21 protein-coding genes, 2 tRNA genes and 1 riboswitch are annotated in these 25,236 nt (G+C 50.9%); of the genes, 13 read left to right on the forward strand and 10 right to left on the reverse strand.

The genetic code is table 11. The features are described from left to right. The first annotated feature begins 214 nt into the window (after nt 1–214). Together HJG54_RS21240 and HJG54_RS21245 are read left to right on the forward strand one after the other, a co-directional pair. The gene (locus HJG54_RS21240; RefSeq protein WP_316431257.1) at nt 215–1,711 is read left to right on the forward strand and encodes an AAA family ATPase; all 1,497 of its coding nucleotides are present in this window, start codon (nt 215–217) and stop codon (nt 1,709–1,711) included. Between the two features lie 196 nt (nt 1,712–1,907). Then, on the forward strand, nt 1,908–2,114 hold the full coding sequence (locus HJG54_RS21245) for a hypothetical protein (protein WP_316431258.1): 207 nt from the start codon (nt 1,908–1,910) through the stop codon (nt 2,112–2,114). 128 nt (nt 2,115–2,242) lie between these two features. On the opposite strand, the gene HJG54_RS21250 is transcribed toward HJG54_RS21245, so the two are convergent. Beyond that, nucleotides 2,243–3,691 (reverse strand): DUF697 domain-containing protein, encoded by a 1,449-nt coding sequence (locus HJG54_RS21250; protein WP_316431259.1) that lies wholly within the window; start codon nt 3,689–3,691, stop codon nt 2,243–2,245. Nucleotides 3,692–4,031: 340 nt separating this feature from the next. Between HJG54_RS21250 and HJG54_RS21255 the strand changes: the two genes are divergently transcribed. After that, on the forward strand, nt 4,032–5,015 hold the full coding sequence (locus HJG54_RS21255) for a glycosyltransferase family A protein (RefSeq protein WP_316431260.1): 984 nt from the start codon (nt 4,032–4,034) through the stop codon (nt 5,013–5,015). Nucleotides 5,016–5,305: 290 nt separating this feature from the next. On the opposite strand, the gene HJG54_RS21260 is transcribed toward HJG54_RS21255, so the two are convergent. Continuing rightward, a tRNA-Met gene (locus tag HJG54_RS21260) sits at nt 5,306–5,382 on the reverse strand. A 128-nt stretch (nt 5,383–5,510) separates the two neighbouring features. Between HJG54_RS21260 and HJG54_RS21265 the strand changes: the two genes are divergently transcribed. After that, nucleotides 5,511–5,741 (forward strand): calcium-binding protein with excalibur domain protein, encoded by a 231-nt coding sequence (locus tag HJG54_RS21265; RefSeq protein WP_316431261.1) that lies wholly within the window; start codon nt 5,511–5,513, stop codon nt 5,739–5,741. 78 nt (nt 5,742–5,819) lie between these two features. Here the strand turns inward: HJG54_RS21265 and acsF are convergent, their stop codons facing one another. Then, nucleotides 5,820–6,896 (reverse strand): magnesium-protoporphyrin IX monomethyl ester (oxidative) cyclase, encoded by a 1,077-nt coding sequence (gene acsF / locus HJG54_RS21270; protein ID WP_035998244.1) that lies wholly within the window; start codon nt 6,894–6,896, stop codon nt 5,820–5,822. 705 nt (nt 6,897–7,601) lie between these two features. On the opposite strand from acsF, the gene HJG54_RS21275 reads away from it, so the two are divergent. Continuing rightward, nucleotides 7,602–9,680 (forward strand): N-acetylmuramoyl-L-alanine amidase, encoded by a 2,079-nt coding sequence (locus tag HJG54_RS21275; RefSeq protein WP_316431262.1) that lies wholly within the window; start codon nt 7,602–7,604, stop codon nt 9,678–9,680. 39 nt (nt 9,681–9,719) lie between these two features. On the opposite strand, the gene HJG54_RS21280 is transcribed toward HJG54_RS21275, so the two are convergent. From HJG54_RS21280 to HJG54_RS21290, 3 genes are all read right to left on the reverse strand, one after another. After that, entirely contained in the window at nt 9,720–10,565 is an 846-nt protein-coding gene (locus HJG54_RS21280; protein WP_316431263.1) for an Rpn family recombination-promoting nuclease/putative transposase, read from the reverse strand. Nucleotides 10,566–10,587: 22 nt separating this feature from the next. Continuing rightward, a complete protein-coding gene (gene ychF, locus HJG54_RS21285; protein ID WP_316431264.1) occupies nt 10,588–11,679 on the reverse strand; it encodes a redox-regulated ATPase YchF in 1,092 nt (363 codons plus the stop codon). Nucleotides 11,680–11,933: 254 nt separating this feature from the next. Then, a complete protein-coding gene (locus tag HJG54_RS21290) occupies nt 11,934–12,560 on the reverse strand; it encodes a MarC family protein (protein WP_035998256.1) in 627 nt (208 codons plus the stop codon). 551 nt (nt 12,561–13,111) lie between these two features. On the opposite strand from HJG54_RS21290, the gene HJG54_RS21295 reads away from it, so the two are divergent. The 4 genes from HJG54_RS21295 (at nt 13,112) to HJG54_RS21310 (ending at nt 16,146) form a co-directional block, all read left to right on the forward strand. Beyond that, nucleotides 13,112–13,330, forward strand: coding sequence for a hypothetical protein (locus HJG54_RS21295; protein ID WP_316431265.1), 219 nt, complete (start codon nt 13,112–13,114; stop codon nt 13,328–13,330). 31 nt (nt 13,331–13,361) lie between these two features. After that, nucleotides 13,362–13,560: riboswitch (cobalamin riboswitch) on the forward strand. 36 nt (nt 13,561–13,596) lie between these two features. Further along, nucleotides 13,597–14,718 (forward strand): sirohydrochlorin chelatase, encoded by a 1,122-nt coding sequence (locus HJG54_RS21300; RefSeq protein ID WP_316431266.1) that lies wholly within the window; start codon nt 13,597–13,599, stop codon nt 14,716–14,718. A gap of 178 nt (nt 14,719–14,896) precedes the next feature. Beyond that, nucleotides 14,897–15,124: a regulatory protein SipA gene (sipA, locus tag HJG54_RS21305; RefSeq protein WP_035998262.1), complete on the forward strand. Its 228-nt coding sequence runs from the start codon at nt 14,897–14,899 to the stop codon at nt 15,122–15,124. A 167-nt stretch (nt 15,125–15,291) separates the two neighbouring features. Next, entirely contained in the window at nt 15,292–16,146 is an 855-nt protein-coding gene (locus HJG54_RS21310; protein ID WP_035998266.1) for a M48 family metalloprotease, read from the forward strand. A 14-nt stretch (nt 16,147–16,160) separates the two neighbouring features. Here the strand turns inward: HJG54_RS21310 and HJG54_RS21315 are convergent, their stop codons facing one another. Continuing rightward, on the reverse strand, nt 16,161–16,925 hold the full coding sequence (locus HJG54_RS21315; RefSeq protein WP_316431268.1) for a carotenoid oxygenase family protein: 765 nt from the start codon (nt 16,923–16,925) through the stop codon (nt 16,161–16,163). A 65-nt stretch (nt 16,926–16,990) separates the two neighbouring features. Between HJG54_RS21315 and HJG54_RS21320 the strand changes: the two genes are divergently transcribed. Both HJG54_RS21320 and HJG54_RS21325 read left to right on the forward strand, forming a co-directional pair. Continuing rightward, nucleotides 16,991–17,272, forward strand: a complete 282-nt coding sequence (locus HJG54_RS21320; protein WP_316431269.1) for a hypothetical protein — start codon at nt 16,991–16,993, stop codon at nt 17,270–17,272. A gap of 379 nt (nt 17,273–17,651) precedes the next feature. After that, on the forward strand, nt 17,652–18,110 hold the full coding sequence (locus HJG54_RS21325) for a cupin domain-containing protein (RefSeq protein ID WP_316431270.1): 459 nt from the start codon (nt 17,652–17,654) through the stop codon (nt 18,108–18,110). A 25-nt stretch (nt 18,111–18,135) separates the two neighbouring features. On the opposite strand, the gene HJG54_RS21330 is transcribed toward HJG54_RS21325, so the two are convergent. Then, a tRNA-Pro gene (locus HJG54_RS21330) sits at nt 18,136–18,209 on the reverse strand. A 444-nt stretch (nt 18,210–18,653) separates the two neighbouring features. On the opposite strand from HJG54_RS21330, the gene HJG54_RS21335 reads away from it, so the two are divergent. Next, nucleotides 18,654–18,785, forward strand: a complete 132-nt coding sequence (locus HJG54_RS21335) for a hypothetical protein (protein ID WP_316431271.1) — start codon at nt 18,654–18,656, stop codon at nt 18,783–18,785. 446 nt (nt 18,786–19,231) lie between these two features. Beyond that, nucleotides 19,232–21,646, forward strand: a complete 2,415-nt coding sequence (gene purL / locus HJG54_RS21340) for a phosphoribosylformylglycinamidine synthase subunit PurL (RefSeq protein WP_316431273.1) — start codon at nt 19,232–19,234, stop codon at nt 21,644–21,646. Nucleotides 21,647–21,649: 3 nt separating this feature from the next. Here the strand turns inward: purL and HJG54_RS21345 are convergent, their stop codons facing one another. Together HJG54_RS21345 and uvrA are read right to left on the reverse strand one after the other, a co-directional pair. Continuing rightward, on the reverse strand, nt 21,650–22,060 hold the full coding sequence (locus HJG54_RS21345; RefSeq protein ID WP_316431274.1) for a VOC family protein: 411 nt from the start codon (nt 22,058–22,060) through the stop codon (nt 21,650–21,652). Between the two features lie 22 nt (nt 22,061–22,082). Continuing rightward, nucleotides 22,083–25,163 (reverse strand): excinuclease ABC subunit UvrA, encoded by a 3,081-nt coding sequence (gene uvrA, locus HJG54_RS21350; protein WP_316431275.1) that lies wholly within the window; start codon nt 25,161–25,163, stop codon nt 22,083–22,085. Between the last annotated feature and the right edge of the window lie 73 nt (nt 25,164–25,236).

The following is a 25,236-nucleotide window of genomic DNA, read 5'->3' on the forward strand; positions in this document are numbered from 1 at the left end:
TAAAGAGATCTCCAATCTGCATAGGTACCCAGCTCGTGGGAAATATCAGATAGTAAATCAATCGAATTAGCAGATCAATAGAGTGCAGGCAATTCGCCTGCTGCCAATAAGGCACTAGACCCTAAAGGATCTGAACAAATCATTAGGTTGAGTTACTTAATTGCTTAGCGACAGTCCACTAATCTAATTCACCGCAAACGCCATAGCAAACACTATGTTGATTTTCGAAGAATATTTTCAGGACAATCAGCACAATTGGAGTTCGCGCAGCTCTGATGAATGCAAGCTGGGCGTAGAAACCAATCATTATGTCTTTGAACATAAGCGAACCGGAAATAGCTGGTGGGTGGCCTGGAACTCAGCCGATTTTTTTTACGACAAACCCGATTTCCGCATTCATGTTGTACTGGAGAAGGTATCAGGAGCAAACCACGGCTTCGGCTTTGTCTGGGGTTTGGTGGACACCCACAATTTCTTTAAGTTCGTGATTGCTGACAACGGCCACTACCGCATCGCTAAGTGCGAAAACGGCATTTTCAAAGACCTGGTGCTCTGGAAACGCAGCCACACCATTCAGTATCCCAACGCGATCAACATTCTGGAAATTCGCCGTAATCGAGATAGCGTCGAGTTTTATATCAACAGCACGCGGGTAGAGACGCTGGAAGCCGAGTTGGTAACGCGGGTCGATGACCACAAATTTGGGTTTATTGTTTTTGACAAAATCAAAATCAAAGTGCATAGCCTGCTGATTAGTGTGGCCGACAACAGTACCAACAGTACCAACAGTACCAACAGCACCAACAGTACCAACAGTACTAGCCGGATTAGCCAATCTGATAGCGCTACTACAGCCAGTTTTGCCGAGCATGAACCGCCCGACAACGATACCTTAGAAGCAATTTTTGCCGATATTCGCGCCTTGATTGGGCATGACCACACCAAGCAAAAGCTGTTTGCCCTAACCAATTTTCTCAATGTGCAGACAGAACGCAAAACACGCGGCCTCAAAACCCTAGAACCTTCTCTACACCTTGTGCTATACGGCCCTCCTGGCACGGGAAAAACTACGATTGCTCGCCTAGTAGGGCGTTTGTATAAACAGATTGGCTGTCTGCAGCGCGGCCATGTGGTTGAAACCGACCGGGCCGGTATCGTTGGAGCCTACATTGGTCAAACGGCGATGCGGGTCGATCATGCGGTCAGACAAGCCCTAGACGGAGTGCTATTTATCGACGAAGCCTACACCCTGGCACCCAAAGGCGGCTCATCGAACGATTTTGGTCTAGAAGCGATCCAAACCTTACTCAAGCGCATGGAAGACCACCGCGATCGGTTTGCTGTCATCGTAGCGGGCTACACCGAAGAAATGGAATATTTCATTCAGGCCAACCCAGGACTGCAATCGCGCTTTACTCGCCTGTTCTACTTTGACCACTACAGTCCCAGCGAACTGCTGCTAATTTTCAAAAAATTCTGCATCGACTACGGCTATAGTATCGATCTAGCTGCCCATGGGAAGCTGCAAGCCCACTTCGAGCAAGCCTATGCCCAGCGCAACAAACACTTCGGCAACGGACGCTTTGCCCGCACCGTATTTGAGCGCAGCATCGAACAGCAAGCCAATCGCATCGCCACTTCCCTCAAGACCCTAGACAACACCGAAATTTCTCTGATCACCGCCGCAGACTTGCAGCTAGACGATCTCTAGCGCCGTATAAAAAATCACCTTTGCCTCTGCTTTATTTCTGCTTTATTTTTGCGTAATTTTTTAATGGACTTAGCTTTCAAGCGAATTTGCAGAATTTAATCTGGCTTAGAATTTCCGTACATTCACGGCTATTTCGCAAATTCGACTGCAAAAACTATAGCAAGTTATGAAAGTACGGTATTGCTACGCAAATTTGATGCAGACCAGTTTCCTGTTGATTTCCCTGAGTGCGGCCACAATCCTGAGCTGGGTCATTCTGCAATCATGGTTGGCTAAAGCTGCTTACACCACCGTTCATCCCACCGGCATTCCCTGGCTCGAAACCCAAGCCGACTGCGAGAAAAGCGGTAGAGTGTGGCAAGAAAACAATTGTTGGGATAGCGAGCATGATCCGACATTTTGAGGAGTTAGGAGTTAGGAGTTAGAAGTCAGAATTCGTCGATGACGCAAATCCCTTTCGATCAGTTAGCCAAAGAGTTTCTACAAGAACTGCTGGCTCCATATCGCGATACACCTCTTGACTCCTAGCTCCTAGCCTGCCGTCTGTGGCACTAACCGACTCACACCCTGTTTTACTAAGTTTTGCAAAAATGCCGTCCGTTGGTTTTCTTGGAACACCTGCTTCAGTTTTTGGGTTAGGCGCTCTAGTTTGAAACCAGAGGCCGCTTCGGTTGCTTGGCTTTGCTCCTCGAAATATTCCACCAAGCTCAAGCCTGCCAGTCGCGTTAGATAGGCGGCACTGATGCCTTGGAGCGTACCACCTGCCACATAGGTGAGGGCATGGCTCTTGAGTAGGGGCGTAATTGCTTGACTCGCCATCTCGACTAAGCCCAGTTTCACCATCTGGCTGGCTAGGCTACCCGTGACATTTTTAGCTTGATCTAGCGAGAAGGGCTGCTGATAGAGCGCGCCCAAATCCACAATCATCTGCGCGTTGATCGAAGCGGTTGCCAGCAGATCCAGACTTGGAACTGGGTTAGCAAAGGCTGCGGCTGCCGCAATCCACTGATATTGTTCGATAATGGGTAAGGCCCGTAGGCGGCGCACCTGATTGAGTTGGGTTTGTACCGTCGCGGTCAAAGCCTGAGCTTGCCGATAGGTTGTAGCCAGAATTAGCGACTCGGTTTGGGTCGTCAATACGGTGGCCAACCGTTCTTGTAGAGCGCCTAGATCCGGCTGAGGTTGCTCGATCCGCTCTTGCACGGTTCCATCGGCCTGATGCTGCCGCACCTTCACCGGAGCCGGTTGGGCCGTTACCGCCAATAGATCTTCTGCCGGAATTAGATCCTGTAGCCGCTGACGCAACTGTTGCAAAATCACAGGCCGATCGGCAGGCAAATATTGATCTTGCTTGTTGAAGACCAGCAGCACCCGGTGGTGATTCTGGACTAACTGCTGCACAGTTTGATATTCCGAATCGGTTAGGTCGCCGGTGACGACAAACAAGACGAGATCAGCGTTTACCACCTCCTGATTCAAAGCTTCTTCGGGCCGCAGGGTTGCTTCCGCCCAGTCTGTAGAGGTTTTAGTAGCGGTCTCAGACTGAGAGACATCTAGGTTCAATGCGTTTACCAGGGTCGTTTTACCCACAGCCCGACTGCCCAGAACCGCAAGCTGTAGTTCTTGACGATTGAGTTGAGCTTTCAGCGCGGCGAACTGATGCTGCAATGGCTGGAGAGTTGGATCTGCATCGGTCGTTGCCAACTCTTGCTGCAACTGAGCTAGACGAGCCTCGACCGTTGCAAAGGCTTGTTCGACCAAGGTGCGGTCAATCGTTTGCAGCCGGACTGGCTCAGGCTGAAGCGGCTTCGGCATCTGGGACTTCAACCACCAAATCCCTGAACCCACCGCAATCGCACCCCAAACAGCGGTGCCACCAAAATGCATTACTGCTGGATCGATTCCATGCAGCAACCATGCGCCTGCCGTTAATCCCAAGCCACCAATCAAAATCGGGCGTCGCCACAGATCAAAACTCATCGTGCCTCACCAACTCATGCCAACTCTATCTTAGTGAATCTCTACCGCTTTCATTTGCCTAAAAGCCACCCATTTTTTGGTTGAAATCTCTACTTCGAAGCTGTGAGCAGAACTCGTTAAACCAGATCATTAATGTAAACTTGTCAATGTTTATATGATTAAGAATTAATAACAGAAATCTGTCTAGCGGAGTAGGGCTGGATGCTCGAACCTGTCTAGGATTGGAAATGCAGCTGAATCACTGCTTCTACAAAGCTCAAATTTGGACTACGGCAGGTTTATGGGGTCACCGACTTGAGTTGCTGACTAGGCTAGGGGCCGAATTATTAAGGAGACAGCAGTGAAGAAAGTTTCAATCGGCATCCTTGGTTACAACGAGGAATATGGTATCGCCCATCTGTTAGACTCACTGCAACTGCAAACGCTGCTTCAGCAGGACTACGCTTTGGAAATCATTGTCATTTCCAACGGCTCGCAAGACCAGATGGCAGCGATGGCAAGAGCTAAGTTAGCAGAATTTGACCAGCTTAAAAATCCGATCAAGAGCCAGGTTATTGAACTCCCGATCGCAGATAAATGCGCTGCGTGGAATCACTTCATCCATCAAGCCGCAGATGTCGCCGATTACTATATTTGCCTTGATGCAGATGTGGTCTTGGTGCAGCCTACCGGGCTAGAAGAGCTGCTTCAGACGCTGATTACTCATCCTGAATGCCGAATTTGCGGAGGTAAAGTCCTCAACAAACGAGGCGAAATCACAAATCATCATTTTATTGACGGGAAATGTTATGCCATTCGCGGTGAAATTGCTCGTAATATTTATATCCCCAATGGCGTCATTGCGGACGATGTTTATGTAGCCGCAACAGCCCTAACGAATTGGTATAAAACAACACCAGAAGTTGGAGAAGCCAAGGGTTATACCCGATTAACGGAGAAGCCAGTGGTTCGATCGGGTGATACGCCCCGTGATCGCGACAAGAGCTATTGGATTGCTTGCCGCAAACGGACCATTATGGCCGAATATGCGCAACGCCGCCTCGATTACTGTATGCGCTCAATTTTTGGTGGCGGTGACTTGGCTAAAACGATGGTATTGAAGCTAGCAACGACTCATCCAAACTGGTTTCTTGCCTATCTTCATCAGGTGAGCCGCAGCGATTTTGCTCCCCAGTTCAATCCACCTCATTTGAAACCGCCAATTTCTATTTATCAAGTAGCGCAGTTTTTGGTGTATTGCTATTGCTATTTGCTGTCAGTGTTAGGCATCCGAAACCAGGAATTTGGCCATCTAGCCTGGAAGCTGAAGCATCGGTACTGGTGACGTTTCAAATTAGCCCCATCACCTATCACATAAGGACTGTTGCATCGAGCAACAACAATAAGTAATTCAACTGAATTAAAACCAAGGAGTGTTGTCGCGCCGCCCGAAGGGCGGCGACAACACCTCCTTTGGGTTTCATGTTTAATTATGTTGTTCTACTTAACAAAATTCTGTTTGAGGGCTTACAAGATTGACTGAAAGGCTTGATTGCTCAACTCTGGAGCTGCCCAAACGTCTAAATGTGATAAGTCCCTGCATTCATTACTGAACACAGGGACTGATTCAACGCTTGGTGGCGGGGAGCGGATTTGAACCACTGACCTTCGGGTTATGAGCCCGACGAGCTACCAGACTGCTCTACCCCGCGATGACCTTTCCTACTATAGCGAAGGACTTTCGAAACTGACAACTTAAATTGAAACTTTTTTCAAAGTGGGCGGATGTAGCAGCGACTGACAGAATATTGCTGATAGATTCTATCGATTTACCTTGGCTATGCGTTACCTGTCGTTGACCGGTTTATTGACCGTTGCTCTGCTCACCGTTGTGGGAGTTTCCGCCACTACTCAAGCGCAAAATTGTGATTCGTCCTATCCCACAGTTTGTATTCCGTCTCCACCGCCCGATTTAGACTGCGGAGACATTAGCCACCGCAACTTTACAGTCCGCCCACCAGATCCTCACCGGTTTGATGGGGACAGGGACGGAATTGGTTGTGAAGCATAAAAAAAGCGGCTCGGTTCAACTAAGTTAAACCGCAAGCCGCCAAATTGCAATGGAACCAACAGATGGTTAAGCAGGATATTAGCGAACCGACCCTTCTAGTCGAGCTGTATCAATCGGCTTCATCAGGTAGAGCCGCAGCATGTTGACGGCAATCTTGGCGATGTGGGGAAGCTGCCGGAGGGTTTTGATTGGCTTGGAAGCCGTAGAATTATTCGCTTCCATCAGCTTCAGGTTCGCAGCAGCGGCCTCATCCATCAGCTCAAAGAACTTGGGATGGTCCACATTCAGAATCAGTGGAAAGACGCGGCCTGCCGTTTCGTTTGTTTTACGAATCACATGGATGTCGTAATCACGAGCATCTAGACCCAACGAGGCGTAGAAGCCAGAGCGCTGAATGTCGTTGAGATACATGGTGGCAAACACCGACAGCAGGAAGAAGCGACTCCACAGCCGTGCCTTCCAGTCGTTGAGGAACTGGGGCTGAGACCGCATGATGGCATCGAAGAAATCACCATGCCGGTTTTCGTCTTGGCACCAGTTCTCAAAGAACCGGAAGATGGGGTAGATGCGATGCTCAGGATGGGCCTCTAGATGGCGATAGATCGTGATGTAGCGCCAATAGCCGATCTTCTCCGAGAGGTAAGTAGCGTAAAAAATAAACTTGGGTTTGAAGAAAGTGTAGTTCTTGCTTTCGGTCAAGAAGCCCAGATCGAGCTGCAGCCCAAAGTCGGCCATGGCTTTGTTCAAGAAACCGGCATGGCGCGCTTCGTCACGCGACATTAGCAGAAAACACTCAGCCAAAACGGGACTTCTGTCCTTAAGCTTGCGAGATAGTTCCTTGTAGAGCAAAAAGCCGGAAAACTCAGCCGTACAGGAACGCTCTAGAAACTCGATAAACAGTTGTCTCGTTTCACCATCAATCTGATCCCAAGACTGGTTAAATTCCTCAGTCCGGACAAAGTGATGACGGTTGTAGTCAGTTCGGAATTCTTCTAAAATTGCCCGCAACTCATCCTCGTTTGCGGAGATATCCATCTGCGCCATCTCCTCAAAGTCCGTGGTGTAAAACCGAGGAGTGAGAATCGTATCCTGCGCAGGACGCTTAATTCCGGGGCGCAGCTCTTCCAGTTCTGGTTTTTTGAGGGAATCTACCATGTGTACCGTTTCTCTCGCTTCAAGGATGGGGTTGGACCCCGCAATCTTAAATAACTATAAAAACACTGATGCCATCCACTGGATTGATAGAGCTGACTGAATCGTTCAGATTGAATCGGTTTAATTCAGCCAGTTAATTCAGCCAAATCTGGCCAAACAGTGAATACTCAAGCTTTACGTCCTTTAGTCTACCAAGCTCTGGGACTGGCTCAAAGGCCATAACGTTAAGAGTTGCAACAAAGAGTAAGACTCTATGAAAGAAAGTTTTGAGTTTTAAGGTTTGAGCTGGGGAAGGTTCAAGGTTTGTAGCTTGTTGCTGCATGTCGCGGTGGAAGCAGTAGTGGGAAGCAGTAGTGGGAAGCAGTAGTGGGAGGCAGTAGCAGTGTTTTAGTGCGTACCCTGTGCGTTTAGCCTAGAGCACCTAATCCAACTTCTTATAGCAATTCAGCCCAATCCCCCTGCTCAAAGAAAACAGCAGCCCTCACCAACTCAAAACTTAAAACTCAAACCTCAAAACCTATTGCATGTTTCCAAATTTTGGATAGAGTTAGTGGCTAGGCTTTTTTCGATGGTGAGCGAGAAAAAATTGCAGCAGTCAGGCAGGGTTGAAATCTGTCTGATCTAGTAGCTCTCAAGGGTGCTGGCATGACGGACAACGACTAAGACTTAAGCTTCCAGAATTTACGGTTTGTAGGTGAAACGGCTTTGAAACTCCACTGGCTAGTTCCAAGTTTGATCGGCGCTTTCTGCCTCACAGCTCCAGCCCAAGCTGGGCAACTGACAACCTGGCAATTTCACTCCAACCAAAATCGGCTAGAGTTTACGACCGATGAAGATGTGCAGCCACGGGCGCAGCTTGTGTTTGACCCAACTCGATTGGTGATTGACTTACCGGGAATGCATTTGGGTCAAGAACCAGTTAACCAGCCGATCGGTGGCGCAATTCAAAACATCAGAATTGGTCAATTTGATGCTCAAACCACTCGGATTGTGGTGGAACTTGCACCCGGATATACCCTCGATCCGCAGCAAATCCGCTTTCGCGGTCTGTCTCCAACCGAGTGGAGTGTGCAGTTGCCTCAACCACAGCGAATCGATGCTGCCAATCCACCGGTCCAGTTTCCATCCTCGGCTCAGCCTACAACCGCTTCTTCTGTTTCAGCAGCCACCTCTTTTCCTAGTCCATCCGCAACGGCGGCTGGCTCTACTGCTCCATCTCGCTCACAGACGGCAGTATCCACCACCTCTCGATCCACTGCCTCTCGAGCAGGATCCACAGCTCGGAGTACTTCATCAACCACCCGATCCACCGCCGGCTCATCCACTGACTCCAGTGCAGAATCCATAGCGCAAATTGAATCTGTACAGGTGACTAGCACTGGTTTATTGCTTCGCACTGCCGCAGATGAACCAGCCGGAGATGAACCAAAAGTTTCGATTCAGCGGAGCCGCAGCCGTCGCACCATTACCATTCGGTTGGAGAATGCCCGCCTATCGCCGCGATTGCGCGACCGGGAACGCCAGATCAACCGCCACGGCATTGATGATCTAGAAATCGACCAGGATGCTGATGCTGATACAGTGGTTGAAATTAAGCTGGATGTATCGCGTCGCAGCCCCGACTGGCAGGCCGAAGTTAGCGAAGGTGGCATTTTGCTGCGTCCCGTCGAGGCCGAAACAGCGACTGCTAAACTCTCTGACCCAGAACCGCCGGTCTCGCTGCCTTCCAGTGTCTCCACCAGTACTTCCACCACCGTACCAACTCCTAACGCTCCCACGACCGTAGCCGAGCAGCCCTCTCCGGCACGATTAACGGCTCCTTCTGATAGGTCTAATAGGTCTAATAGTGTTCCAAGGATCCAGACGGCAACCATTCAAGGCGTTGACCTCGACGTGAGCGGCAATCAGCTTTTGATCCAAACCGATCGCCCGGTTGCCCATCAGGCTCGTTGGCAGGGTGGTATGTATATCATTGAACTGTCGCCGGCTCGTTTAGCCGGACGGGTTTCAGGACCCCAACTCACCCCAGCGGATCCACTGCGGCGAATCCGCTTACGGCAGGACGATGAGCAAAAAGTCGTGATCACAATTCAGCCGGCAACGGGTGTCCAGTTTGGTGAGATCAATCTAATCACCCCGCAGATACTGGCCCTAACCATGCAGCGAGCAACCGCACGGACAACCTCTAACAACTCGAGCCGGTCTCTGCCTAATGTTGTTCCCCAAGGGCGGTTAGTGGTGGTGATCGATCCAGGTCACGGCGGAGTTGACGTCGGGGCAGTGGGTGTCGGCAATCTATATGAGGCGGACGTAGTGCTGCCCATCGCCCAACAGGTTGCCACCTTACTACAACAACAGGGAATCCAAGCTGTTCTCACCCGCAATAGCAATGTGGAAATTGATTTAGAACCGCGAGTGCAGATGGCCGAACAAGCTCAGGCTAATCTGTTTGTCAGCATTCACGCCAACTCGATGGGGATGGAGCGACCCGATATCAACGGCGCAGAAACCTACTATTACGCTAGTGGCGAGGCGCTGGCTCAGACGATTCAATCCAGCATCGTCAGCAGTTTAGGCATGAACGATCGCGGGGTTAAGCAAGCTCGCTTTTATGTGCTGCGGCGAACCTCGATGCCATCAGTGCTGGTAGAAACAGGCTTCGTCACCGGCAGCGAAGATGGACCTCGTCTCGCAGATGCCAACTTCCGCAATCAGATGGCTGTGGCAATTGCTCGCGGCATTCTTCTATATATTCAGCAACAGGCAATGGCGGGTAGTCGCTAGGAAAATCCAGGGGACATTGTTTAGGCTGAAGAGCTTTCGCTAAATCGTTTGGTGCGTCTGCAACCAGGTTGTCAGATCAGCCAATGTTGCAAAATCCAGCAGGGCTTCTCCAAGAGCTTCTAGTTGAGGCAGCGACAGAGCTTGAATCTGAGCCTGAAGTTCGGGAGGAACCGTACCAAATCGCCGAGTTAACACCCGCAGGATAATCGACCGTTCTCCTTCTTGTCGCCCTTCCTGTCGCCCTTCTTGATAAATTTCTTGGTAAATTACAGACTCGCGCATAAAGGTGCCTCTAAACACTTGCTGAATTGTCTCCTTCTCAAATCTTAGCCCTGCTAACAGTTGCGTATAGGCAGAGAGGTTGCGCTGCTGTCCAATATCTTCAATACGGCTTACTTGATTCGCTACTTGTTGTAGGAGCGTTGCAGGAGAATCAGTCCGGGCAAGCACGGCTAAGGGCAATAGGGCTGGATCAGCAAGTAGCGGCGTTGGGTCTTGCTCCCACAGGCGAATCACCCGATAGCGATGCAGAGTATTTTCCGCCTCGAACCGCTCCACCTGCAACGCTTCAGATTCAGTGGGCTTCAGGAAAAGCACAATTTGCGTAATTGCACAGCGATGCTGCCGATAGAGCCTGACCCAATAGTCCAACATGCGAAACGGCAGGGGCGGCTCTGACTCTGGCGTTGTTTGAAACTCCAGATGCAGAATCCGACTACTCAGACGCAGAAACGTAACAGCATCAGCCCGAATTGGTTCCAGGCTGAGTTCAGTCTTCAGCACTTGAACAGGATCGGAGATACCAGCTTCAGCCCCAAGCAACCAGCGGACAAAATTGACTGGATATTGCTCCGCCAGCGTTTTGCAAACATTGTCAAAAGGCACCGTCGTTTACTGCATACCAGTTCTATACATTAAAGCGGAACAGCATCACATCGCCTTCCTGCACGAGATACTCTTTGCCCTCACTGCGGACCAAACCTTTTTCTTTCGCTGCATTCATCGAACCAGCAGTCACCAAATCCTCGTAGGCAACCGTTTCGGCTCGGATGAAGCCCCGCTCAAAATCGGTATGAATCACGCCAGCCGCTTGGGGAGCCAGCATCCCTGCCTTGATCGTCCAAGCGCGAGTTTCTTTCGGTCCCGTCGTAAAGTAGGTCCGCAGTCCTAATAGCTCATAGGTCGCCTGAATCAGTGACTGGAGACCACCTTCCTCGACGCCCAGCGACTCCAGGAACTCAGCCCGGTCTGCCTCAGGCAACTCAATCAGCTCCGACTCGACCTGAGCTGACACCACCACCACTTGGGCCTGATCCTGAACCGCCACAGCACGCACCTGCTCTACCCATGCGTTGCCTGTAGCCAGATCGTCTTCCGAGACATTAGCTGCATAGATCACGGGCTTGCGTGTGAGTAGCCCCAGTGGTTTCACAATCACTTCTTCCTCGTCAGTCAAAGCTACCTGGCGGGCTTGCTTCCCTTCGTTGAGGGCAACCTGCAGCTTTTCCAAAATTACCAGTTCCACCTGTGCCTCTTTGCTCGTCTTAGCCTGCTTGCGCGTGCGTTCGATGCGTCGTTCGATTTGGGCCAAGTCAGATAGGGCCAGCTCCAGATTAATCACCTCAATGTCGCGCACTGGATCGACCGACCCTGACACATGGATAATGTCATCGTTCTCAAAGCAACGCACCACATGCACAATCGCATCGACTTCACGGATATTGGCCAGAAACTGGTTGCCCAAGCCTTCGCCCTTGCTGGCTCCCTTGACCAATCCAGCGATATCGACAAACTCAATTCGAGCCGGAACAATTTCTGCTGACTCTGAAATCTGCGCTAGCACCTGCAGCCGCTGATCCGGAACCGCCACCACCCCCACATTTGGCTCGATGGTACAAAACGGAAAATTTGCTGCCTGGGCCTTCGCGTTGGCCACAACCGCATTAAACAGCGTTGATTTTCCGACATTGGGTAGTCCAACAATTCCAGCTCTTAACATGACTGTTTACAAAGCACAATAATCCAATCTTCAGTTTGACAGGTTTTATTAGTTTTGAGTTTTGAGTTTTGAGTTGGGCAGCGCATTAGATTTCATAAAAGAGCTAGGTATTCTACTTCAAGACATAGACCTTATGGTTCTAGCCAGCTACAGGAGTATACAGAACTCAAAACTACGCGCTCTGCTCAACGGCAGCCCATCGCCAATACGCAAACTCAAAACTTAAAACTCAAAACTTAAAACTCAAAACTCCCCTACCCCCACCCCATCGGCCCAGAGGCCAGAAATAGCTCTTTCAGTCCGCCAACGCCAATTTCAATCGCTAGGGCCGCCAAGAGAAAGCCCAGGAGTTGGGTAGCAATAATGGCCCCTTCCGCTCCGATCCAGCGGTCGATAAAAGCCGATTGCCGCATGATGAACCAGGTCACCAGCATGGCCACTACAATGCCAGCCACAACGCTGATGTAGTTGGAGTAGAGGTTGCCACTGTCGTCGGATACCAGCAGCATGACTGTAGTTAGGGTGCCGGGACCCGCCAGCAGTGGCAGCGCCAGAGGTGTAATCGCCACATCTCGATTCGGCTCGGTAATCGGCTCATCTAGTTTACCTCGGAGCATATCTAGGGCAATCAGTAGCAGCAGCAAGCCTCCAGCCACTTCTAGCGACGCCATGCTGATGTGCAGGTAATTGAGAATCGGCTGGCCGATCAGGGTAAAGGTGATTAAAACCGCCGTCGCCACCAGCGCAGCCCGGGTAATCACGCCATTTCGTTCCTCTGGCTCCATGCCTTTAGTAAGAACCAGAAATACAGGCGCATTGCCCAGTGCATCGGCTAAAACAAAAACGGCGATAAACGCTCTGACGAACAGAGATACATCCATTTACGTAGAGGAAAGAGTCCTTGGGCTTGAGTCAGTTGAATTTGGTGATCCTGTAGGGCCTATAAACGTCTCGCTGACGCCAAGATGTTTGCGCTCTGCACAGGCGATGCGAACGCACTGGCTTGATTGTTTGGTTGAATTACTTAGTATCACACTTTGTATCCAAACCGCTGCTGCCATCTCAACTTGTTCACCCCAATCTTCAATCTGGTCAAAAATCCGATCAAGCTATCAACGTCTATTTCACTAGAGCAAATTATGGGCAAACCGTGGACAAACCATGGGCAAATCGAGGGCAAATCAACAGAAGGCAGGAGCATGGCTGGACAAGACCAGACAAGATCGAATAAATGTAATGATTTCTAGACATAACGTAACAAAAACTTAACAAACAAGTAAACTTATATAGAGCGCATCTGAGCTAAATCGTGGCTTCCTAAGCCATATCTATTTTCGAGAGCTAAATCCAGAGCTAAATCTGGCAGTCGGCTGAATCCGTACTTGTCTAGATGCTCAACTAGAAACGCAGAGACGAAGGGAGTATTGCATCAATGAGTCTTCAGTCCGTCAAGGCAAAGTTGCTGGCAGTTAGCCTGTTTGCTCTATCTGCCTGCGGAACAGTGGCGTTGTTCAGCGCTGTACCGGTGATTGCTCGCATCCTTTCGGATGGTGCTCCGTCCACTCCGCCTCAGTTTCAAGCTTTTCCTCAGCCGTCTGTTCGGCCAACCTTACCACCGTCGAGCCGCTCCAAAACCAATGTCCGCTGGTAAGTATCCCCTCCCCAGGTATGTTTAGCTACAGGCGATGAGATAAGATAGCGGAGCAAACGTGAACAGTAGCTTGAGCGGGAAAGTTTGGTGTAATGCCAACGCTGTGCCGCAACTGTGAGAAAAGTTTTAGGTTCTAAGTTTTAAGTTCTAAGTTAGTCATTCAAAACTCAAAACTCAAAACTCAAAACTTTTTTAAGCCAGAACACCGTCTTGCTGCTTTTTCACTCTATTTCCTGCGTTGCACAGGGAAGGAGTCCGCTCTCTCCATGACTTTTACTAATAGTAATCAGTTGATTCAGGTGTTCCCGGCTGACACCTTGCCCTTCATGCAGTCTAATGACTCGATAGAGCTGTCGCCACTGCCGCTCCAGCGTCCTGTCCTGTTGATTGGGCATGGGAGCCGGGATCTAGAAGGACGCCAGGGTCTGCTCGATTTTGCCACTGCCTATCAAGCGCTCGATTCGTCCCGTCCGGTAATTCCCTGCTTCTTGGAGCTAACCGAACCCACGATTCAGCAAGGAGTTGACCAATGCGTTGAGCTGGGCTACACCGATTTATCGGCACTGCCAATTCTGCTGTTCGCGGCTCGCCATAACAAGTTTGATGTTACGAACGAACTGGATCGCGCCCGCCTGCGCCATCCGCAAGTGAAATTTCACTATGGCCGCCACTTTGGCATCACTCCTGCCTTATTAGACCTGTGGCACACGCGGCTGGAGGAATTAGACCGGCCAGAGTGGAACCCCAGAGGCATCGCTCGGCAAGATACGGTACTGCTGTTTGTGGGGCGTGGTTCCAGCGATCCGGATGCCAATGGCGATGTGTTCAAAATGGCGCGTATGCTCTGGGAAGGCAGCGGCTATCAAACCGTGGAAACCTGCTTTATTGGGATTACCCACCCCCGGTTGGAGGAAGGTTTCCGTCGCGCTCGGCTATACGAACCAAAGCGAATTATTGTCCTGCCCTACTTCCTGTTTACAGGAGCACTCGTCAAGAAAATCTTCATGATTACAGCAGAGCAGCAGGAGTTATATCCAGACATCTCGATGGTTTACCTGCCGGAAATGGGGCTGCATCCCCAGCTATTTCAGGTATTGCGGGAGCGCGAAATCGAAACCCAGCTTGGGCAGGTGCAGATGAACTGCGAAATGTGCAAGTTCCGTCTAGCTGCCGTTGGTCAGGGTGGCCATCACCATCATGACCACGCGCACGACGACCATGCGCACCACCACGACCACTCCGATAGCCCGCGCTCCCATAGCCACAACCCCTCTCATGGTGATCGCCATGCCCACAGTCATGACCACGCGCACAGTCATGACCATCCGGCTAGCGACCCCTACGCTGAGCCAGAGCAATATCATCAACGCATCTGGCAAGTACCGTAAGAAACCGTAAGAAAAGTTTTGAGTTTTGAGTTGGTATGTGGCGTACTTCGCTCTGTCTACCACCGGCAAGACATTTGTGAGCATTTATTGTCAGCGTTGTAGGATCTGAATGTAGGCGCTAACCAATTTGGTTCACTGACCTCCTCACTGACCTAACTCAAAACTTAAACCTTTTACTATGTCTGATGCTAAAGAATTTAATGTGGGCGATCGGGTGCGAGTGATTGCGCTGCCTGCCTATGTTAAAACGGCTGAACCGATGCCGATGCTGCGTCCACCCAACGTGATTCAATTGGGCGAAGAGGGAGTGGTGCTAGATCGGCGTCCGGGTGGGTTTTGGGGCGTGCGGTTTGCCAAAGGCGCGTTTCTGATGGACAGTCAGTACATTGAAGCTGTTAGCAACTAGAACAAGCCCAGAACAAGACCCATTCAGCCACAGCAGGTAGGCAAATCCGTACGACCAGAATCGTGCGTTTCACTGTTGTATTCAGGCCATAGCCGATACAATTCAGATAACTATCAATTTGTCGCATCTGGATGGTTTAATACAGTATTCACTGGGGTTATCGGTATATGAATCAAGCTAAAACCGTTGCGCTATTAGGGTTACTGAGTGGGTTGCTGATTGCACTGGGCTACTGGATCGGGGGATCCGGCGGTGCGCTGATTGGGTTGATCATCGCAGCAGTGACCAATTTCGTCTCCTGGTACTCTTCAGACAAAATTGCTTTGGCGGCCTATCGTGCTCAGCCGTTGAGTCAGGCACAAGCGCCCGAACTGTATGCAATGGTGGAGCGCCTATCTCAACGGGCTGGTCTGCCGATGCCGCGTCTCTATGTGGTGCCATCAATGGGAGCCAACGCCTTCGCTACCGGACGCAATCCGCAAAATGCTGCCGTGGCCGTAACGCAGGGCATTGTCAACCTACTGCCAGCCGATGAACTCGAAGCCGTGATTGCCCATGAACTGAGCCACATCAAAAATCGCGATACCCTAACTCAGGCCGTAGCTGCGACCGTGGCTGGAGCGATTTCCTATCTGGCCCAGGTGATGCAGTTCGGCATGATGTTTGGCGGAGGACGAAATCGGGAGGGCGGCAATCCGTTTGGCATGCTGTTTGCGATTATTTTGGCTCCGTTGGCAGCTTCCGTAATTCAAATGGCGATTTCACGGACGCGGGAGTTTGAAGCCGATGCGGGAGCAGCCCGTTTGACTGGAAATCCCCGCGCTTTAGCCAGAGCCTTACAGCGGTTAGAAGCGGGCGCTCGCCAAATGCCGATGCAGGCAAATCCAGCTTTTGAACCGCTGTTGATCATCAATCCGTTTTCCGGTCAGTTTTTGGCCAACCTATTTGCTACCCATCCGTCTACAGAAGCTCGGATTCAAAATCTACTGCGGGTAGAACAGGAATTGGGAATCAGCGCTTAATCGACTCGTCAAGCCTATCGATGCAGGTGGGACCAAGACGACGCAATCGGATCAAAATACTGACCGTGAAAATCGAACGGCAGATGATAAGGCAACTGGACCCGCGCCATTTCATCCCAAGAGTGAGCATTCAAGATTAACAGGAACGAGTTCTGAGTTTGGCTGTCTAGTCCAACCGATAAAATCACTCCTTCATCCTCGGTTGCCGCATCGGGGGCTGCTACAAACACGGGTTCACCAGGATAACAGTCGGATTGATGCCAGATCTGAGCGTTTCGGTTCTGGACATCAACCTTGACGAGTTGATCAATAAAGTGACCTGATTGCGAACACCCAACGCCATAGACAAATTGATACTGGCAGGTATTGCAGCGTTGATAGTGAATTCGAGGTAACTCGATTGGTTCCTCAACAAGCACCTCATAGGTGGCAGTTGCCCGATTAAGCCCCAGATGGTATTGCGGGAGTTCTCCTGCCGCAATCACCTGATCAGAATGATGAAGTAACGGTTCCAAATATAGGGATTGAATCACCGAGGAATCAGGATAGGCCACCAAATCAACCACAATCTCGTTATCCTGCTCGAAGGCATTGACATGGTGAAAGGCAAAAACTGCCTCGCTCTCACCAGTGTGAACAACTTTGCCATCACTTTTGCGAATCACCAAAAAGCGCGTACCTTGCTCTGGCTGCCAGTTGTAGTTTTCAATATAGGGCTTACCGCTAGTACCTTCCTGATTTGCAGCTGCGAAGCCCAATGCGTAAGGAGCAACACCCATAGTCAATTCGTGGCGAAACACTCCGACGCTAGCATTGAAAGATAACAACTGATATGAATCAGAAGATGGATTTATCAACTGGTGCGCCGGACACCAACGTGCTGAAGGCAGAAACCCTAATCAACCTGGCTGCAACTCATCTTGATCGTGATCCAACCGCACTTCAACTTGTGCCGATTGCTACCGGCAAACATAATGCTTCCTTTTGGGTGATTGCGGATTACGATCGCTGGGTTTTGCGAGTTGCGCCCCCCGATTCTACGGGTCTGCTGTTTTATGAACGGCGGATGATGCAGCAGGAGCCGCCCTGGAGACGACCTAATGGGTTAATAATCAAACGAATTTGACTCTCAATATCAATTACTTACAAATCTCAACCTTTTGCAATTTTTGTATCCGGCCTTTCCTGACCTTTTCAGACTGACATAGCCCTGGAAGTCGCTTATCCTATAGATATCAATGATGCAGCTTGGGTTTGATGAATATTAGCTAAATGGTCAGCCTGTTAATCGTCTTTGTGATGATCTGTTAGCAACTGTTGACAGTAGCTCAACGGTTCAAGATCTACAGCCTCTTCCAGGCTAATGAAGTAGAAAAAATGGGGTGCAGGGGCCGTGGCCCTGCGTGGAGGCTTCACCCCACATCCCTCGCACCTTACCAGAGTGGGAAAAGCTATAGTTAGAGTAAATTAGTGAATACCATTTTGTATAAACCAGGAGAATTATTATGACATTATCAAAAGATACCGATTCCGGTCATTTTAATGCTTTTGATGCCAGCTCTGCTCAGAATTCAGCCGAGATTATTACAATTCGCCCTGAAGCTGAGACCTTAACCCGTCAGCGTTTACCCTATTTTGTCGGCGTCTCTAAGGCCACGGTTGGCTCTCAAGGAATCTCGATGAATTTGGTGATTATTCCACCGGGTGGAGCTGCCGAACCCCACTTCCATCGGGATTATGAAACGGCGATTTATCTCCTCAAGGGCCGCGTGGAAACCCGTTACGGTCAAGGACTCAAGCAGTCTGTGATCAACGAAGCTGGTGATTTTATTTTTATTCCGCCAGGTGTTCCCCATCAACCATTCAACTTGAGCACGGATGAACCTGCTCAGGCAATTGTGGCTCGCAATGATCCAAATGAACAGGAGAATGTGGTGCTTTACGATCCAACGTCGGAGAGCTGAGGCATTTCAGACGATAATACAAAAATCGGGATGACTGGATTCGAACCAGCGGCCCCTTCGTCCCGAACGAAGTGCGCTACCAAGCTGCGCTACATCCCGTAAGCAAGTTTTAGATTAATCAAGATCAAGCTGATGCAAGATTGCTATAAGTTTACCTGTTAAAAGGTCACTTTAGCAACCTAGAAGAGAAAGCCTAGAGCCGAGCGGAGGATAACCCTAGCGTCAAGGGGAGACTAGCCCTTCGTTCAAGACGAAGGAGCCGCATGCGATCTACCCATCTTCCTGTTTCGCTTTTAAGCGATTTCTAGCCCCTGTATAGCCTGAGATCCTAGCAGCTAGGGGCCTCGTCAAAACCGCATCAGCGATCATTCGAGCAGCGACAGAAAAGGGGAACCGATTACCCTAAGCATAAACACTCAGTTTACAGAAGTTCACTCTTATCATAGCAACAAGAGGAATTTACAATACTGTCATCAAAATGCTATAGGCTGTACCGAGTAGTTAGAGTTAGCCTTGTTATTGAACCAGCTAAAGGAACTCATCATGGATAGCGATTATGAGGACTTACTCGCTAAACGGGCTGAAACACTGGCAACGATCCGCTATTTGATCGACTACATCCGCTCATTAATTACATCACTTCAAACTGAATTAGAACCTTCCCTTCATGGCTAGAGCCATGAAGGGAAACAACCTGAGCCTGTAAACGAGATTCAACAAATGTGTAACTGTTGCGGTTCGGATCGATATAAGTTTTGAGAGTAATAGATAGGTATTTATTCACTCTTCCTCTTCCTCTTCCTCTCTAGCCAGGTTAAACCGCTCTATCACGGCCTGAATCTCGTCTCTTGAGAGAAAATCAGTTATTGCTAGCTACCGATAGACAACCGGAATCATAATGTCATAGGCTATATTGGCCTATGTCTACTTGCCTACTGCAAATGACAGTAAAGCAGTACAACACTCCATCACATCTGCCTACGGCGGGGCAAAGCCCTACAGCAACAAGTAGGGCCGAAAGTCGTTGAGCATTGGCATGGCAGGCCTCTAAATCGCAGCCTCCCGCTCAAGCACTTCCGCAAAACCGATAGAATTGAGCATGTCCCTTTTGCTCACGACCCATGTCTCAATCCCCCTCTGATGTTGGCATTCTTGCCTCCGCTCCCTTTTCTGCTGCCGAAATTGCTTCCGAAGGCATCAAGCCCGACGAATACGGGGAAATTGTGCGGCGATTGGGCCGCCATCCTAACAAAGCGGAGCTGGGCATGTTCGGGGTAATGTGGTCAGAACATTGCTGTTACAAAAACTCGCGGCCTTTGCTGAAGCAATTTCCCACCAGCGGCGAGCGAATTTTAGTCGGTCCGGGCGAGAATGCGGGTGTGGTGGATATGGGCAATGGGTTGCAGCTTGCGTTTAAGATCGAATCGCACAATCATCCATCCGCCGTTGAGCCGTTTCAGGGAGCTGCGACTGGCGTTGGTGGCATCCTACGCGACATTTTTACGATGGGTGCTCGCCCGATTGCGGTGCTGAACTCGCTTCGATTTGGCGATTTGCAAGATGCCCGCACCCGCAGATTGTTTAACGGCGTAGTCGCTGGAATTGCCCATTACGGCAACTGTGTGGGTGTACCGACTGTGGGCGGCGAAGTGTATTTTGATCCAGCCTATAGCGGGAATCCGTTGGTGAACGCAATGGCGATTGGTTTAATGGAAACCCCAGAGATTGTCAAATCGGGTGCAACCGGAATTGGCAACCCGGTGCTGTATGTGGGTTCCACCACGGGACGAGACGGCATGGGCGGAGCCAGCTTTGCCAGCGCCGAGTTGAGCGACGAATCAATCGATGATCGTCCGGCAGTGCAGGTGGGCGACCCGTTTCTAGAGAAATCGCTGATTGAAGCCTGTTTGGAAGCGTTCAAGACCGGAGCCGTAGCAGCAGCACAGGATATGGGAGCCGCAGGCATCACCTGTTCTACGGCAGAAATGGCCGCCAAGGGTGGGGTCGGGATTGAGCTAGATCTAGACAAAATTCCGGTGCGGGAAACGGGCATGGTGCCCTACGAATACCTGCTATCGGAATCGCAAGAGCGGATGCTGTTTGTCGCCCACCAAGGCCGAGAACAAGAGCTGATCGAGATTTTCCAACGCTGGGGATTGCATGCCGTAGTAGCCGGAACGGTAATTGCCGAACCGATTGTTCGCATTCTGTTCAAAGGTGAAACAGCGGCAGAAATTCCAGCAACTGCCCTAGCTGACAATACGCCCATCTATCACCGCGAACTGCCAGCAGAGCCGCCGGAATATGCTCAAAAAGCATGGCAATGGCAGGCCACGCAACTACCAGAATGTATGATTTCAGGCATCGAAATCAATCATAAATTTTACACCTGGAATGATGTTCTGCTGACATTATTAGACACACCCACAATCGCCTCTAAACGCTGGGTCTATCGCCAATACGACCATCAGGTCCAGAACAACACCGTCCTCGTCCCCGGTGGAGCTGACGCTGCCGTTGTGCGCTTACGTCCCCAAGAAGTTGCTAAAACTCAAAACTTAAAACTTAAAACTCAAAACTCTATATTCACCGGCGTTGCCGCCACCGTAGACTGCAATGCCCGCTATGTCTATCTCCATCCCTACGAAGGGGCAAAAATGGCGGTAGTGGAAGCGGCCCGCAATTTGAGCTGTGTGGGAGCAGAGCCGCTGGCCGTCACCGATAACCTCAATTTTGGCAGCCCAGAAAAGCCGATTGGCTATTGGCAGTTGGCCGAAGCCTGTCGGGGATTGGCTGAAGCCTGCCGCGAACTTTCGACGCCGGTAACGGGGGGCAATGTCTCGCTCTACAACGAAACGTTGGATGCCGAAGGTAAACCCCAGGCAATTTACCCAACGCCGGTCGTGGGTATGGTGGGACTCGTGGCCGATATTCGCAGAGTGTGCGGTCAGGGCTGGCAAGCGGCAGGCGATATCGTCTATTTGCTGGGTTTATCAGTGAGTGGCGATCCCAATAGCACCCCTTCGCTGACGCTGGGTGGCTCCGAGTATCTGGCCATGCTGCACCAAACCGTGGCCGGGATGCCTCCAGTCGTAGATTTTGAGTTGGAACGGCGGGTTCAGGCGGTTTGTCGCGCTGGGATTCAACAGGGATGGGTGCGGTCAGCCCATGACTGTGCTGAAGGTGGACTGGCCGTGGCCCTAGCCGAATCCAGCATCAGCGGTCAACGTGGGGCCGACCTCTGCTTGGTCAGTCTGGTAGATAACGACTCCTGGCGTTGGGATCAGCTTTTGTTTGCTGAAGGCGGTGCTCGAATTGTGGTCTCGGTTGCCCCTGACGCCGAACTGGAGTGGGAATTGTATCTAGAGACCCATCTGAAAGACCATTGGCAGCGGCTGGGTCAAGTTGGAGATGCCCATACGCCTTTGCGATTGACAGTCTCAGTTGGGGCAGCCGAACAGGTTTTAATCGAACTGGATGGGGCAACGATGCGGGATAGCTGGACCAACGCGATTGAGCGACGGTTAGAGGCTTAATGCTCACTGATGAGATTCAAGCTGCTCGTCCCAGAAGGCGGCTTCTATCTTGTGACCATCTGGATCGCGCACAAAGCAGCCATAGTATGGCTCACCGTAGGCAGGTCTGCCACCGGGGGCACCGTCGTCTTTGCCTCCTGCCGCTAATGCGGCCTCATAGAAAGCATGGACGGCCTCTTTTGTCGGAGCAATAAAGCCAATATGGGTGCCATTGCCAACGGTTGCGGGTTGCTCATCAATCGGGGTTCCCACCCAAAATTCTGGGTACTGCTTGCCATAGGCGACGGCACCAGGGTGTTCCATCAACCGCTGACAGCCCAACGTAGGCAGGACTCGATCGTAAAATGCAACTGCTTGTTCAAAATTATTGGTGCCGACCGAGACATGCGAGAGAATGCTAGGATTACTATCCATATTACTATCCATATCTGACCTCTTATCGCAACACTTTTTTGAGATACTGACCTGTATAGGAACGTTGATTCTTGGCAACTTCTTCGGGTGTACCTTCGGCCACAATCTCCCCGCCCCGGTCGCCGCCTTCTGGTCCTAGATCAATAATCCAATCAGCGCAGCGAATTACATCTAGATTGTGTTCGATCACCAAAATCGAATTACCCATATCAGCTAGCCGCTGCAACACATCCAGCAGTTTATGCACATCGTAGAAAGATAGACCCGTCGTAGGTTCGTCGATCAGATAAAGCGTTTTGCCTGTCGCCCGCCGCGATAATTCGGTTGCCAATTTGAGCCGCTGCGCTTCTCCACCCGATAAAGTAGGAGCCGTTTGCCCCAATCGGACATAGCCTAAGCCCACATCCACCATGGTTTGCAGTTTGGCAGCCGCCTTGGGCACATTCACAAAGAACTCTAAAGCTTCCTCTGCCGTCATATTCAGCACGTCAGCAATCGTTTTACCTTTGTATTTCACTTGCAGCGTTTCGCGGTTATAGCGTGCGCCTTTACAAACTTCACACTGCACATATACATCCGGCAAAAAGTTCATCTCAATTACGTTTACGCCCTGACCACCGCAAGCTTCACAGCGACCACCTTTGACGTTAAACGAGAACTGGCCTGACTTGTATCCGCGTGCCTTCGCTTCAATGGTTTCAGCAAATAAATCTCGAATTACATCAAACACACCCGTATAGGTAGCTGGGTTAGAGCGAGGCGTGCGGCCAATTGGCGACTGGTCAATCACAATTACCTTATCGAGCGCATTCAACCCATCGAGGCTATCCATTTCTTTGGGTAGCGGCACTTTGTGACCAAAATGATGCTGTAACGCAGGAAACAGCAATTCATTCACTAACGTCGATTTGCCCGAACCGGATACGCCAGTGATACAAACCAGTTTCCCCAGCGGAATTTCAACGTCAATATGCTTGAGATTATTGCGGTAAGCGTTGCGAATATAGAGGCTGCGGCCATTCCCTTCTCGGCGCTGCTCTGGTGTCCGAATCGCTCGTCGCCCCGATAGGTAAGCCCCCGTCAGTGATTCTTTCGCCCGCAAGATATTATCCAGATTGCCTTCGGCGACGATGCGGCCTCCGTGGATGCCTGCTCCTGGACCGATATCAACCAGGTAATCGGCAGCGCGGATCGTGTCTTCATCATGTTCCACGACCACCAGCGTATTGCCCAAATCCCGCAGCTTGAATAGCGTATTTAACAACCGATCATTATCGCGCTGATGCAAACCGATGCTCGGCTCGTCTAGCACATACAACACGCCAGTCAAACCCGCACCGATCTGGGTCGCCAAGCGAATCCGCTGTGCTTCTCCCCCCGATAGGGTCATGGCCGTGCGGTCCAAGGTCAAATAATCCAGACCCACATCCAGCAAAAATTGCAGCCGCGCTTTGATTTCCCGCAGCACCAAGTCACCGATTTGCGCCTGCCGGGAGGTGAGCTGCATCTCGTTGATCCGCTGCAAACATTCCCGAATCGAAACGCTGGTCAACTCCTTAATTCGATACTGCCCAATCCGCACGGCTAGCGCTTCTGGTTTGAGCCGATTGCCGCCGCACACCTCGCAGGGTTGATCGACCAGATACTGCTCTAATTTTTGCTTGTACAGGTCGGAGGTGGTTTCTTTATACTGCCGTTCCAGAATCGGGATCACGCCTTCATAGCGGCGGTAATAGCCTTTACCATCGCCATAGCGCGAATCGGATTCGATATAAATCTTTTCATCCGAGCCGTATAGAATCACATCCTGCTGATCCGGAGTGAGTTGATTCCAGGGCGTCTGAATCTCGAAGCCAAATGCCTGCCCCAAACTATACAGCATCGAGAAATAGTAGGTATTGTCCTTATCGGACCAGGGAGCAATCGCCGCATAGACAGGCAGTTTTGGATCGGGAACAATTAACTCTGGGGAAAAGGTACGCAGACTGCCCAAACCATGACAGTTGGCGCAAGCGCCGTAGGGCGAATTGAACGAAAACAGGCGGGGCGATAATTCTTCCATCACCGCGCCATGCTCCGGACAGGCAAAATTTTCCGAAAACACCAGCTCAACCGGACTGGGCTTGTCCTCGTCTTTGCCGTAGCGTCCTGCCGGTTCTGCCGCCATGCTGGGTAATACCGCCAACTGCAGGTCAGGATTCAGCGGCACCACATTGTTTTCGTTCGGCATCACTTCGATCACCGCCACGCCTTCCGAGCGCTTCAAACAGGTGGCCAGCGAATCGACCAAGCGCTCCTGGATGCCATCTTTCTTGACTAACCGATCCACCACGATCTCGATATTGTGAAACCGATTTTTGTCCAGCTCAATCGCGTCTGACAGTTCCCGCACCTCGCCATCCACCCGCACCCGCACAAATCCCTCTGCGGCCAGACCAGAGAGCAGCTTTTTATGGGTTCCCTTCTTGCCCCGCACCACCGGAGCCAAAATCTGGAATCGCGTCCGGTCCGGCAACTGCATGATCTGATCCACCATTTGATCGATCGTCTGGGGTTCGATGCAGCGGTCGCAGATCGGACAGTGGGGTTCCCCAGCTCGCCCGTAGAGCAGACGCAGGTAGTCATAAATCTCGGTGACGGTACCCACGGTGGAACGCGGGTTGTGGGAGGTGGATTTTTGGTCAATCGAAATGGCCGGACTCAGCCCTTCGATCGCGTCTACGTCAGGCTTGTCTACCTGTCCCAAAAACTGCCGTGCGTAGGCACTGAGCGACTCAACATAGCGCCGTTGCCCCTCGGCAAAAATGGTGTCAAAGGCCAGCGAGGATTTGCCCGATCCTGACACGCCGGTAAACACGATCAGCCGATCCCGAGGCAGCTCCAGGTCAATATCCTTCAGATTGTGCTGCCGCGCCCCCCGGATTCGGATTACGTTCTGGGCTGCTTTGGGGGTTGATTTGGCCTTGGCTCCCTTCCCGCCATTCGATTTGCTCGCTTTGGCATGATTTCCATTGGTTGACTTGGCGTTAGAATTCACTTCCGAAGCCAATACAGACGCAGGCTGCGTCTCCAGGTCAAAATTATCGTCAGTGCGCTGGGGCATAGGGGCAAGCAAGAGATCGCAGCAGGAATAGTTCGCAGAGATTCTCAACGATTGTACCGCTACTTCTTCTAGG

This window comes from Leptolyngbya sp. NK1-12 (genome assembly GCF_032598965.1).
Lineage (GTDB): Bacteria > Cyanobacteriota > Cyanobacteriia > Elainellales > Elainellaceae > Elainella.